The 12,971-nt window shown below is 71.6% G+C and carries 11 protein-coding genes; 7 read left to right on the forward strand and 4 right to left on the reverse strand.

The window, feature by feature from the left end; all coding sequences use genetic code 11:
- Positions 1–30 precede the first annotated feature (30 nt).
- From NBW76_RS13340 to NBW76_RS13360, 5 genes are all read left to right on the forward strand, one after another.
- A complete protein-coding gene (locus tag NBW76_RS13340; protein ID WP_162239208.1) occupies positions 31–1,092 on the forward strand; it encodes a winged helix DNA-binding domain-containing protein in 1,062 nt (353 codons plus the stop codon).
- A gap of 181 nt (positions 1,093–1,273) precedes the next feature.
- Positions 1,274–5,056, forward strand: coding sequence for a multifunctional oxoglutarate decarboxylase/oxoglutarate dehydrogenase thiamine pyrophosphate-binding subunit/dihydrolipoyllysine-residue succinyltransferase subunit (locus NBW76_RS13345; RefSeq protein ID WP_056553884.1), 3,783 nt, complete (start codon positions 1,274–1,276; stop codon positions 5,054–5,056).
- A gap of 3 nt (positions 5,057–5,059) precedes the next feature.
- On the forward strand, positions 5,060–5,236 hold the full coding sequence (locus NBW76_RS13350) for a DUF6104 family protein (protein ID WP_156364744.1): 177 nt from the start codon (positions 5,060–5,062) through the stop codon (positions 5,234–5,236).
- A gap of 36 nt (positions 5,237–5,272) precedes the next feature.
- Positions 5,273–6,001: an AAA family ATPase gene (locus tag NBW76_RS13355; RefSeq protein ID WP_056553881.1), complete on the forward strand. Its 729-nt coding sequence runs from the start codon at positions 5,273–5,275 to the stop codon at positions 5,999–6,001.
- Positions 5,994–7,127: an SLC13 family permease gene (locus NBW76_RS13360; protein WP_056553878.1), complete on the forward strand. Its 1,134-nt coding sequence runs from the start codon at positions 5,994–5,996 to the stop codon at positions 7,125–7,127. Before NBW76_RS13355 ends, NBW76_RS13360 begins: the two co-directional genes overlap by 8 nt.
- 18 nt (positions 7,128–7,145) lie before the next feature.
- On the opposite strand, the gene NBW76_RS13365 is transcribed toward NBW76_RS13360, so the two are convergent.
- From NBW76_RS13365 to NBW76_RS13375, 3 genes are all read right to left on the reverse strand, one after another.
- On the reverse strand, positions 7,146–8,114 hold the full coding sequence (locus NBW76_RS13365; RefSeq protein ID WP_056553875.1) for a zinc-binding dehydrogenase: 969 nt from the start codon (positions 8,112–8,114) through the stop codon (positions 7,146–7,148).
- 21 nt (positions 8,115–8,135) lie between these two features.
- Positions 8,136–9,335: an NADP-dependent malic enzyme gene (locus NBW76_RS13370; protein WP_055966842.1), complete on the reverse strand. Its 1,200-nt coding sequence runs from the start codon at positions 9,333–9,335 to the stop codon at positions 8,136–8,138.
- A 129-nt stretch (positions 9,336–9,464) separates the two neighbouring features.
- Positions 9,465–9,914: a hypothetical protein gene (locus NBW76_RS13375; RefSeq protein WP_056553872.1), complete on the reverse strand. Its 450-nt coding sequence runs from the start codon at positions 9,912–9,914 to the stop codon at positions 9,465–9,467.
- A gap of 197 nt (positions 9,915–10,111) precedes the next feature.
- Between NBW76_RS13375 and NBW76_RS13380 the strand changes: the two genes are divergently transcribed.
- Positions 10,112–10,363 carry a WhiB family transcriptional regulator gene (locus NBW76_RS13380; RefSeq protein WP_055966837.1) on the forward strand — a complete coding sequence of 84 codons (252 nt, stop codon included), beginning with the start codon at positions 10,112–10,114 and terminating at the stop codon, positions 10,361–10,363.
- A 142-nt stretch (positions 10,364–10,505) separates the two neighbouring features.
- Here NBW76_RS13380 and NBW76_RS13385 read toward each other — a convergent pair whose 3' ends face one another.
- Entirely contained in the window at positions 10,506–11,939 is a 1,434-nt protein-coding gene (locus tag NBW76_RS13385) for a sensor histidine kinase (protein ID WP_056553870.1), read from the reverse strand.
- A gap of 68 nt (positions 11,940–12,007) precedes the next feature.
- Between NBW76_RS13385 and NBW76_RS13390 the strand changes: the two genes are divergently transcribed.
- Positions 12,008–12,961 (forward strand): DUF2785 domain-containing protein, encoded by a 954-nt coding sequence (locus NBW76_RS13390; RefSeq protein ID WP_235492933.1) that lies wholly within the window; start codon positions 12,008–12,010, stop codon positions 12,959–12,961.
- The last annotated feature ends 10 nt before the right edge of the window (positions 12,962–12,971 follow it).

Consider the following 12,971-nt stretch of genomic DNA (forward strand, 5'->3'; position numbering starts at 1 on the left):
GATGTCCGCGCGCGGTGTCACCATGGCCCCGTGCGCCAGTCCCTCGCTCCCTACCGCCTGCGGTCGCAACGACTCGTGGGACCCGGCCTGCCCGATCCCGTCGCGGTCGTGCGCCACCTCGGCGCCGTGCAGTCGCAGGAGCACACCACGGCGCCGTGGAGCATCGGGCGGCGGTGCGGCGCCACGCTGACCCAGGTGCTGGACGCCCTCGACGTCGGCCGGGTCGTGCGGACCCACGCCCTGCGCACGACCTGGCACCACGTGCACCTCGACGACCTCCCGCTCGTCGTGGCCGCCGCGGGCGACCGCGTGATGGCCCAGGTCGTCCCGCACGTCCGTCGTCAGGGTGTCGACGAGGCGACCCTCGTGGCCTCGAGCGAGGTGGTCTCCGCCGCGGTCCGGGAGACGCCGGGGTGCACCCGCGACGTCATCGCCGACCGCCTCGCCGCCGCAGGTCTGCCCGCCCGGGGCGACGTCCTGGCCCACGTCGTGATGGCGGCGGAGCTGCGGGGGGAGATCGCGGGTCGGCGCGACCCCGGCACCCAGCACCGCTACCACCCCGTCGTCCTCACCCCGTCCCCCCTCGACGCCCAGGCAGCCCGGGCGTGGCTGGCCGCCACCTACGTGCGCGGACACGGGCCGGCCGGTGCCGCCGACCTCGCCTGGTGGTCCAGCCTCACGCTCACGCAGGCGCGGCGCGCCCTCGTCGACGCGGGCCTGCACGAGGTGCAGGTCGCGGGTCGCTCGCTGTGGACCGACGTCGATGCCGGCGCCCTCGAGTCCGAGCGCGTCGACGTCCCGCCGGTGCTGCTGCTCGCGAACTTCGACGAGCTGATCTCCCACGCGCGCGACGGCGACCTGCGGGCCGAGGTGGGTCCCCGCTACGACGACGTCCTGGGTGGGGTCGGGATCCTGGTCCTCGACGGTCGCCTCGCCGGGAGCTGGAACCGCTCGGTGAGCGCGGGTCGGCTCGAGGTCACGGTGCGGACCGACGCGTCGCTGTCGCCGCGACACCGCTCGGCCCTCGACGAGGAGGCGCAGGCCCTCGCCACCTTCCACGGGCACGCCGAGGCCCGCGTCGCGGTGTCCTGAGCCTGCCCCGAGCACCGTCTCGAGGCTCGCGAAACGCTGCGCCGTCGACGACGCCGTGGCACGGTGAGAGCACGGCTCCGCGGTGGTCGAACCGGGCGTTCGGCGTCGGACCCTCCGCGCTACCCTGGAGCCGCACCGTGTCCAGTGCGCAGGGAACCAACCGGAAGAGGCGATCGAGGCCGTGGCCGAGTCCTCACATGACCCGTCAACCCCCGATTTCGGGACGAACCAGTGGCTCGTCGAGGAGATGTTCGACCAGTACCGGGCCGACCCCTCCTCCGTCGACCAGACCTGGGTGACGTTCTTCGAGGAGGGCGACGGAGCAGCGCTGGCCGCGAGCAACGGCAGCGCCCCGTCGGCCAACGGCAGCACGGCCACGAAGTCTCCCGCCGCGAAGGCCGAGCCGGCCCCGAAGGCGCAGCCCGCCGCCGAGAAGCCCGAGCCGGCCCCCAAGGCGCAGCCCGCTGCCAAGAAGGCCGAGCCCGCCGCGGAGAAGCCTGAGTCCGCCAAGAGCGCCGAGCCGGCGAAGAAGGCACAGCCCGCCGCCAGGAAGGCCGAGCCGAAGGCTGCGGCGTCCGCGGCGCCCACCCCGTCCGGTCCGGGCGAGGTGCAGCGCGTCCCGCTCAAGGGTGCGCCCGCGCGCACCGCGGCCAACATGGACGCGAGCCTCGAGGTCCCTACCGCCACGAGCGTGCGGGCCGTCCCCGTCAAGCTGCTCTTCGACAACCGCGTCGTGATCAACAACCACCTGGCGCGTGCCCGCGGCGGCAAGGTCTCGTTCACCCACCTCATCGGCTACGCCGTGGTCAAGGCCATCGCGTCCATGCCGGAGATGAACACCGGCTACGACGTCGACGAGAAGGGCAAGCCGGTCCAGCTCAAGCCCGAGCACGTCAACTTCGGCCTGGCGATCGACACCAAGAACGCCAAGGGCGAGCGTCAGCTGCTCGTGCCGTCGATCAAGGCCGCGGAGACCATGACCTTCGCGCAGTTCTGGCAGGCCTACGAGGCCATGGTCAAGAAGGCGCGCGACGGCAAGCTCGAGGTCTCCGACTTCCTCGGCACCACCGTCAGCCTCACCAACCCCGGCGGCATCGGCACCAACCACTCCGTCCCCCGGCTCATGAAGGGCCAGGGCGTCATCGTCGGCGTCGGCTCCATGGACTACCCGCCGGAGTTCCAGGGCGCGTCCGAGCACACGATCGCCAACCTGGCCGTCAGCAAGATGATGACGCTCACGTCCACCTACGACCACCGCGTCATCCAGGGCGCGCAGTCCGGTGAGTTCCTGCGCCGTCTCCACCAGATGCTGCTGGGCGAGGAGGGCTTCTACGACGAGATCTTCCGCGCGCTGCGCATCCCGTACGAGCCCATCCGCTGGGCCCAGGACATCGCCGTCAGCCACGACGACGAGGTCCACCGCCAGGCCCGCGTGCTCGAGCTCATCCACGCCTTCCGCGTGCGCGGCCACCTCATGGCCGACACCAACCCGCTGGAGTACCGCCAGCGCAGCCACCCGGACCTCGACACCGCGTCGCACGGCCTCACGTTGTGGGACCTCGACCGCGAGTTCGCCACCGGCTCCTTCGCGAGCGGCAGCGGCAAGCGGTTCATGAAGCTGCGCGAGATCCTCGGCGTGCTGCGCGACTCCTACTGCCGTTCCATCGGCCTGGAGTACATGCACATCCAGGACCCGGGCGAGCGCCAGTGGCTCCAGGACCGCATCGAGGTCGGGCACACCAAGCCCCCGCGCGAGGAGCAGCTGCGCATCCTGCTCAAGCTCAACCAGGCCGAGGCCTTCGAGACGTTCCTGCAGACGAAGTTCGTCGGGCAGAAGCGCTTCAGCCTCGAGGGTGGCGAGACCACGATCCCGCTGCTCGACGAGATCTGCGAGGAGGCAGCCGGCGACGGCCTCGAGGAGGTCTGCATCGGCATGGCCCACCGCGGTCGCCTCAACGTCCTCGTGAACATCGCGGGCAAGAGCCCCGGCACCGTCTTCCGCGAGTTCGAGGGCAACATCGACCCGCGCACCGTGCAGGGCTCCGGCGACGTCAAGTACCACCTGGGCGTCGAGGGTGAGTTCCGCTCCGAGCACGGCGACACGATCAAGGTCTCCGTCGCAGCCAACCCGTCGCACCTCGAGGTCGTCGACCCCGTGCTGGAGGGCATCACGCGCGCCAAGCAGGACCGCCTGAACCGTGGCGCCGAGTTCCCGGTGCTGCCGGTGCTCGTGCACGGCGACGCCGCGTTCGCCGGCCAGGGCGTCGTGGCCGAGACGCTCAACCTCTCGCAGCTGCGCGGCTACCGCACCGGCGGCACGATCCACCTGATCGTCAACAACCAGGTCGGCTTCACCACCAGCCCGTCGTCGTCGCGGTCCTCCACGTACTGCACCGACGTCGCCCGCATGGTGCAGGCGCCGATCTTCCACGTCAACGGCGACGACCCGGAGGCGTGCATCCGCGTCGCCGACCTCGCCTACGAGTACCGCAAGACGTTCAACAAGGACGTCGTGATCGACCTCGTCTGCTACCGCCGTCGCGGTCACAACGAGGGCGACGACCCCTCGTTCACCCAGCCGCTGATGTACGACACGATCAACGCCAAGAAGTCGGTGCGCAAGCTCTACACCGAGGCGCTGGTCGGTCGTGGCGACATCACGATCGAGGAGGCCGAGGCGGCCCTGGCCGACTACCAGTCGCAGCTGGAGCGCAACTTCGCCGACGTCAAGGAGGCGTCCTCGGGCGAGCTGGAGTACACGCGGACCCCCGACTACCCCGAGAAGCCCGAGCAGGCGGGTGCGCTCGAGACCGCGATCACGCCGGAGACCATGAAGGCCATCTCGTCGGCCTACACGTCGGTCCCCGACGGCTTCACGGTGCACCCGAAGGTGCTGCCCCAGCTCCAGCGACGCGCGCAGTCCATCGAGACCGGCCCGATCGACTGGGGCACCGGCGAGATCCTCGCCATGGGCTCGCTGCTGCTCGACGGACGCCCCGTGCGCCTCGCCGGCCAGGACTCGCGCCGCGGCACCTTCTCGTCACGCTTCGCCACGATCATCGACCGCAACGACGCGAGCGAGTGGACCCCGCTGGCCCACGTCGGCGACGAGCAGGCGACGTTCTACATCTACGACTCGCTGCTCAGCGAGTACGCCGCGCTCGGCTTCGAGTACGGCTACTCGGTGGCCCGCCCCGAGGCGCTCACCATGTGGGAGGCGCAGTTCGGCGACTTCGTCAACGGCGCGCAGTCCGTCATCGACGAGTACATCTCCTCGGGCGAGACGAAGTGGGGCCAGAAGTCCGGTGTCGTGCTGCTGCTGCCGCACGGCTACGAGGGCCAGGGCCCCGACCACTCGTCGGCACGCATCGAGCGCTTCCTGCAGCTCGCCGCGAACGACGAGATGACGATCGCCCAGCCGTCCACGTCGGCGTCGTACTTCCACCTGCTGCGCCGTCACACGCTCGAGGGCCAGCACCGCCCGCTCATCGTGTTCACGCCCAAGCAGCTGCTGCGCCGCAAGTCCGCGGCCTCGCAGCCGGACGAGTTCACGTCGGGCCAGTGGCGCCCGGTCATCGGCGACGACGCGGTCGACGCCGAGAAGGTCGACACCGTGCTGCTGTGCTCGGGCCGGATCTCGCACGACCTGTTCGAGGAGCGCGCCAAGCGCGAGGGCGACAACCCGACCACGGCGATCGTGCGGCTCGAGCAGCTGTACCCGCGTCCGGTGGAGCAGATCAAGTCCGAGCTCGCCCGGTTCAGCGGCCTCAAGGCCGTGCGCTGGGTGCAGGACGAGCCGGCCAACCAGGGTCCGTGGCCCGACGCGGCGCTGCACTACCCCGAGGCCGTCGCGTCCGGCTCGCTCACGGTCGTCTCGCGTCCGGCGTCGTCCACGACGGCGGTCGGCTCGAAGGCGCGGCACGACGTCGAGCAGCGCGAGCTCATGGACGCCGCGTTCGCCTGACCCGTGTACTTCACCGATCGAGGCATCGAGGAGCTGGCGGCCCGCCGCGGCGAGGAGGACGTGTCCTTCGCGTGGCTGGCCGACCGGCTCGTCGAGTTCGTCGACCAGCACCCCGACTTCGAGGTGCCGGTCGAGCGGCTGGCGACCTGGCTGGCCCGCCTCGACGACGACGAGGACTGAGCGCGACGTGTCGGTGCGGGCTGCCAGACTGAACCAGTGAGGTTCGACCAGCCACCCGTGGTGCGCGTGAAGCCGGAGCGTCACGGCGACGGTCCTCCCCTCGAGCCCTGGCTCCTCGACGTCCCCGCGGTGCAGCAGGTGCTGCGCGACGGGCTCGACCTCGCGCCCGGCGTCACGTTCCTCGTGGGCGAGAACGGGGCCGGCAAGTCCACGCTCGTCGAGGCCGTCGCCATGGCCTACGGCTTGTCCCCCGAGGGCGGGAGCACGCAGGGCTGGCACCGCACCCGACCGAGCGAGTCCGCGCTGCACAACGAGCTGACGCTCCAGCGCGGCGTCGGCACCGGCAGCTGGGGGTTCTTCCTGCGCGCCGAGACCATGCACGGCTGGTACACGTACCAGGAGGGCGTGGGCGGACACGACCTGCACGCGATGAGCCACGGCGAGTCGTTCCTCGCGGTGCTGCGCCGGCGCTTCGACTCCCCCGGCTTCTACTGCCTCGACGAGCCCGAGGCCGCGTTGTCGTTCTCCTCCAGCCTCACGCTGCTGCGCACCCTCCACGACATCGCCGAGGGCGGGGGCCAGGTGCTGTGCGCGACCCACTCGCCGATCGTCGCCTCGCTGCCCGGCGCCCGGGTGCTCGAGGTCGGTCCGTGGGGACTGCGCGAGACCACGTGGGACGACCTCGACCTGGTGCACCACTGGCGCGCCTACCTCGCCGCGCCCGGGCGATACCTGCGCCACGTCCTGGCCGACGACGATGAGTGAGTCGCCGGCGACCTCGCGCACGCGGCGGCTGCTGACCGCCAACCCGTTCCTCACCGCGACGGCCGCCCTCGCGCTGCTCACGTGCGTGCTCGTCCCGCCGAGCCGGGAGTACCTGGACTACCCGGAGTACCGCACCCTGGTCTGCCTGTGGTGCTTCCTCACCGTCATCGGTGCCCTCGACCGCACCCACCTGGTCACGGCCGCGGCCCAGGGCGTGGTCGCCGTCCTGCGTACCCGACGCGCGCTGGTCCTCGGACTGGTGCTGCTCACGATGGTCGCCTCGATGCTGATCACGAACGACATGGCACTGCTGACCCTCCTGCCGCTCAGCCAGCTGGCCCTGCGCGCCACCGGCGACGATCGTCACCTGGCCTACGTGTTCGTCCTGCAGACGGTCGCCGCGAACCTCGGTGGGATGATCACGCCGTTCGGCAGCCCGCAGAACCTCTTCCTCTACCAGTACTTCCACCTGTCCGTCGGCGAGCTGGTCGGCGTGATGGTCTGGCCGTTCGTGGTGTCCCTGGTCCTCGTGGTGATCGCCTGCCTGCTGGTGCCGAACGCCCCGATCTCCCCGGTCACCGACCGCACGTCGGTCCGCTGGCGCCCCGCCACCGTGCACCTCGTCCTCTTCGTCGTGGCGGTCGCGATCGTCGTCCGGGCACTCCCCGTCTGGGCGGGCGTCGTCGTGGTGGCGGTCGTCGCGGTCCTCGACGCACGGGCTCTGCGCTCGGTCGACTACGGACTGCTGGCCACGTTCGTGCTGTTCTTCGTCTTCGCCGGCAACCTCGAACGGGTGCCCCAGGCCAGCGGCTTCCTGCAGGACCTGCTCCAGGAGCACGTCCTGCTCTGGGGCGTGGCCGGCAGCCAGCTCGTCTCCAACGTCCCCACGGCCCTGCTGTTCGCACCGTTCACCGACGACTGGCGCGCCCTGCTGCTGGGCGTGAACATCGGCGGCGTCGGCACGATCGTGGCGTCGCTGGCGAGCCTGATCACGCTGCGCCGCTACCAGCAGCTCCGGCCCGACGGCACGCGCGCCTTCCTCGGCCTGTTCACCGTGGTCAACGTGCTGTTCCTCGTGCTGCTCCTGGGAGCCACGGGCCTGCTGCTCGCCGCCGAGGTGCTCTGAGCCGACCCGGCGCCACGGTCAGAGCGTCAGGACGATCTTGCCGAACACGTCGCCGTCGACCACGCGCTGCAGCCCCTGGGCCGCGTCCGCCATCGGGATCTCGCTGTCGATGAGCGGCCGGGTGCCGGTCACGTCCATGAACTGGGCCAGGGCGTGCAGCTCGTCGCGCGTCCCCATGGTCGAGCCGTGCACGCGCATCTGCTGGAAGAAGATGCGGGTCAGCTCGGCCGCCTTCGGCGCGTCGCCCGACGTGGCTCCGGAGATGACGATCGTGCCGCCCGGACGCATCGACTTGATCGAGTGCGACCACGTGGCGGCACCGACCGTCTCCATGACCGCGTCGACCTTGGCGGGCAGACGGGCACCGGACTCGAACACCTCGTGCGCACCGATCTCGAGCGCCCTGGCGCGCTTGTCCTCGTCACGGCTGGTGGCGAACACCCGGAACCCGGCCGCGCGGGCCAGCGTGATCACGGCGGTGGCCACGCCTCCGCCGGCACCCTGGACGAGCACGGTGTCGCCCTGCTTGAGACCGGACTGCGTGAACAGCATCCGGTAGGCCGTCAGCCACGCCGTCGGCAGGCACGCGGCCTCGGCGAAGGACAGACCCGCGGGCTTCGGCACCACGTTGCGCGCGGGCACGGCCACCTTCGCGGCGAAGGTGCCCTGGTGGCGCTCGGACAGCAACGACCGCTTGGGGTCGAGCGTCTCGTCGCCCCGCCAGGAGGGGTCACTGATGACGGCGTGCACGAGGACCTCGTTGCCCTCCTCGTCGAGTCCCGCGGCGTCGCAGCCGAGGATCATCGGCAGCGACTCCTCGCGCAGGCCGACGCCCCGCAGGCTCCACACGTCGTGGTGGTTGATCGACGCGGCCTTGACCGTGACGGTCGTCCAGCCCTCGGGGACCTCGGGGTCGGGACGCTCCCCCACCACGAGCCCGTCGAGCGGGTTCTCGGGGTTGATCTGACCTGCGTAGACGGCGAACATGCGACTCCTCGGGTGGACGGATCAGTAGGGACGGCGGGCGAGGCCCTCGCGACGGGCCGTCTCGGTGACCGCTCGGGTCACCACGTCGGCGACGCGCGGGTCGAACGGCGACGGGATCACGTAGGACTCGCTCAGGTCGTCACCGACGAGGTCGGCGATGGCGTGGGCGGCCGCGAGCTTCATGCCCTCGGAGATCGCCGTGGCACGGACGGCCAGGGCGCCCCGGAAGATGCCCGGGAAGACGAGCACGTTGTTGATCTGGTTCGGGAAGTCCGACCGCCCCGTCGCCACGACCCGGGCGTGCCGGTGGGCGACGTCGGGGTGGACCTCGGGGTTGGGGTTCGCCATCGCGAACACGATGGCGTCCGGCGCCATCCGGGCGACGTCCTCCTCGGGGACCGTGCCGCCCGAGACGCCGATGAACACGTCGGCCTTCTCGAGCGCGTCGCCCACCGTGCCGGGGCGGGCCCAGTCGGCCGTCTGCTCGGCCAGCATCTGCTTGACGCTGTTCAGGTCGTCGCGGCCCGGGTGGATGACACCCTGGCGGTCGACGACGCTGATCCGGTGCACCCCGGCCGACCGCAGGATCTGCGTGATGGCCACACCCGCGGCTCCCGCACCGGAGATGACGACCTTCACGTCCTGCATGTCCCGGTCGGTGAGGCGGACCGCGTTGATGAGCGCGGCCAGGGTCACGACCGCGGTGCCGTGCTGGTCGTCGTGGAAGACCGGGATGTCCAGCTGCTCGATCAGGCGACGCTCGATCTCGAAGCATCGCGGGCTCGAGATGTCCTCGAGGTTGATGCCGCCGAACGTCGGGGCCAGGCGCACGACCGTCTCGACGATCTCGTCGACGTCGGTGGTCGCCAGCGCCACGGGGATCGCGTCGACGCCGCCGAACTGCTTGAAGAGCACGGCCTTGCCCTCCATGACGGGCATGGACGCCGCCGGCCCGATGTCACCGAGCCCGAGCACCGCCGTGCCGTCGGTGACCACGGCCACCGTGTTCGAGACCCAGGTGTAGTCGTGGGCCATGTCGGGGTCGGCCGCGATCGCCTCGCACACCCGGGCGACGCCGGGCGTGTAGGACAACGACAGGTCGTCGGCGTCGCGCAGCGGCACGGTCGACGCCACCTGCATCTTGCCGCCGCGGTGCAGCGCGAAGACCGGGTCGTCGGGATCGAACGCCTCGAACGGCGTGCTGGTGTCGGGGGCGACCATGGCGGTTGTCTTCTCTTTCGAAGGGGGCAGGATCTCGCGGAACGAGCGTCGACGCGGCCCGCGACCGGTAGGTGCACGGCGGGCCCGCGGACGCGGGGAGACGGCAGGTGATGCCCGCCGACGAGTCTCTCACACGGGGTCGTGGCCTCCGAGAGCCTGGGTGACCGGTGGGGACACGAGGCAGCCGAGCGCGACCAGGGCGCCGACGGCCATGGTCGGGGTGATCCACGCCGCGTCCCCCCGGAAGTTGAAGGAGAGCACGAGGCACAGCAGCTGGGAGAAGACCAGGAAGCCCCGCGGCCAGGTCTGCCCGGCCAGGATCCGCACCACCGCGACCAGGAGGAGCGCGCCGAAGGCCCCCAGGAACCCGGCCGTGCTCACACCCAGACCGACCCGGTCGGCCTCGACGGACCGCAGCTCGAGCGCGGCGATCGTCAGCAGGCCGAGCGCCTGCGCGGACACGACGGCACCGGCCACGGCCAGCAGCGTCCTGGCCCTGCCGCGCGGCGCGACGGAGGGCTGGCCGGGCGAGGACGCCGACGGCTCGTCCGCAGGTGAGGGATCGGGGTTCGAGGTCACGGCACCAGGGTAGGTCCGGCACCCCGGTCCAGCCCGCGAGGCAACTGGTATGACCTGTGTGACTGACCCGACACGGACCCGCCGCGCAATCCCTTGTGCCCAGAGGATTTTGTTGAAACGATGAAGTGAACGCGCACGCCGGTCTCGCCGGCTTTTTTTCGTGCGTTCGCACTCACACAAGGGAAGGAGCTGTCGTCATGGACTGGCGCCACCACAGCGCATGTCTCGATGAAGACCCCGAGCTCTTCTTCCCCATCGGCAACACCGGCCCCGCGATCCTGCAGATCGAGGAGGCGAAGGTCGTCTGTCGCCGCTGCGACGTCCGTGAGCAGTGCCTGCAGTGGGCACTGGAGTCCGGTCAGGACCACGGCGTCTGGGGAGGCATGAGCGAGGACGAGCGTCGTGCCCTCAAGCGTCGCAACGCGAGGGCACGCATCCGCACCGCCTGAAGTCGTTCCACGCAGCACGCGTCCGAACCCCGTACCCGCGTCGGGTACGGGGTTCTCGGCGTCCGGGCCCCTGGCCTGGTTCCCGGGGCCGACGCGGGACGGTCCGGCCCATCCCTGTCCGCCCGTCGCCCGTGGCCGTCGGTCAGAGCGAGATGCTGATGGTCACCGTGGCGCCGCGGCCAGGCCGTGTCTCGAAGCCCAGCGTGCCGCCCAGCTCGGACTCGACCAGCGTCGACACGATCGACAGGCCGAGGCTGCGCGTCGGGTCGAAGTCGGCCGGCAGACCGGTCCCGTCGTCACTCACCCGCATCCGCACCCGTTCCCGGATCCGGTTGACCGCCACCGTCACCCGACCCGCGCCGCCCGGGAAGGCGTGCTCCGCCGCGTTCTGCACCAGCTCGGTCAGCACCATCGCCAACGGGGTCGCGACCTCCGCCGGCAGCAGGCCGAAGCTCCCGATGCGCTCCGCCCGGACCTGGGGCCCGCCGACGTCGAGCACCGAGCGCAGCAGACGGTCGGCGATGTCGTCGAAGGCCACCGTCTCCTCGAAGCCCTGGCTCAGCGTCTCGTGCACCAACGCGATCGACCCCACCCGGCGGACGGCCTCGTCGAGCGCCGCCCGCGCCTCGGGCACGTCCATGCGTCGGGCCTGCAGGCGCAGCAGCGCCGCGACCGTCTGGAGGTTGTTCTTCACCCGGTGGTGGATCTCGCGGATCGTCGCCTCCTTGGAGACGAGCTGCTTCTCCCGCAGCCGCAGCTCGGTGACGTCGCGCAGCAGGACCACGGCGCCGTCACGACCGGTCCCGGGCGCGGTCAACGGGATCACGCGGAGGAGGAGCGTGGCCTCCGCGCCCGAGACCTCGGCCTCGGCCGGCGACGATCCCCCCAGGGCCGCGGCGGTGCTCAGGTCCGTGGGCGTGCGCCCCACGCACGCTGCCGTGACCTCCGCCAGGTCCGCACCCTGGAGGGCCCCCGTCAGACCGAGCCGACGGTACGCCGAGTGCGCGTTGGGGCTCGCGTACTGCACCGTGCCGTCCGCCGTCGTGCGGATGAACCCGTCGCCCACCCGCCACGCGTCGGCCAGCTCCGACCGGGCCCCGGGCGTCGGGAACTCCCCCCGCCCGATCATCGAGACGACGGTGTCGGCCGCGGCCCGGTAGGTGACCTCCAGCTGGCTCGTGGCCCGCGCGTCACCGCCGCTGCGCAGCGCCAGGACCGCGATCGTGCGCTCCTCGCGCCGGACCGGGACCACGCGCACGTGCACACCGTCGGCCACCGCGGCGTCGTCGTCGTCCTGCGCGCCCTCCCCGGCCAGCACCCGCGCCGCGGCCGGCGACCGCTCCCCCGGCACGAACGTCCCCGTGACGTCCTCCAGGAGCGTCGTCGCCACCGTCGTGGGACGGATCTGGGCCACCGCCCACAGACCCTTGGACTCCGCGTCCGGCACCCACAGCACGAGGTCGCCGAAGGAGAGGTCGGCCAGGATCTGCCAGTCCGCCACGAGAGCCTGGATCCACGCGACGTCGTCCGGACCCAGGGTCGTCTGCGACCGGATGATGTCGTCGAGGGTCGGCACGCGCCCAGCCTATCGACGGCAGCGGGCCGACCGTCCCTTCCGCCGGTCGCTCCAGGACGTCTGGCACGATGAACGAGATGTCCGAGGCCTACTGGCAGTCCGTCATGAAGACCGGCATGCAGGTGCCGCTCGACCGCTCCCTGGACGAGTCCACGGTGGAGCTCGTCGAGATGCTCGGTCACCCCAATCCGCGGCTGCGTGAGGACCTCGCCTACCCGCTCCTCACGACCTGGATCGCCAACGGCGTGTACGACGGCCTGCTCGCCGGCCTGGGCGACGGGGTCGCGCCCGGGCTGCGGTACGGCCTCGGCCACGACGGCGACGTCTCCGTCATCCGCCGGTCCTACAGCGCCCTCATGCTCGCCGAGATCATCGGGCGGGACAACGACGAGCACCTGCTCCCCGCCACGACCGTCCTCGGGTGGGGCGACCTCGCCACCAGCTGGTACGTGCGCGAGCTCGACCACCGCGGCTGGATCCCCGAGCAGGGGTGGGCCCACGCGGTCGCCCACGGCGCCGACCTGCTGGCGGCCCTCGCCCGTTCCCGCCACTTCGGCCGTCTCGAGCTGACCGTCCTGCTCGACGTCATCGCCGACCGCGTGCTGACCCCCACCGCCTACGGCTGGCGCCACGGCGAGGACGACCGGCTCGCCTACGCCGTCATGACCCTCCTGCACCGCAACGCGCTCGACCCCGGCATCGTCGAGCCGTGGCTCGCCCGGCTCGGCGCCGGCATCAAGGCACCACGGACCCGCGGTCACCTCGACGACGAGTGGCCCTCCCCGACGGCCAAGAACGCGTCGTCGTTCCTGCGCGCCCTCCACCTCCAGCTGGCCCTCGGCGTGCAGGGACGCGCCGACCTGCGCGGCGACGCCGAGCTGTTCGCCGAGCAGCCGGCCCATCGGGCCGACCTCCTGCTGGCCGTGCTCGACCAGATCCGCGGCGAGAGCCCCTGGCTCTACCGACCCACCACCCGGGCCCGGCCCGTCGACGGCCCGGCGGGCGACACCCCCGTGCAGTAGCGTGCGCCGC

It is taken from the genome of Aeromicrobium sp. Leaf245 (genome assembly GCF_942548115.1).
Classification (GTDB): Bacteria; Actinomycetota; Actinomycetes; order Propionibacteriales; family Nocardioidaceae; genus Aeromicrobium.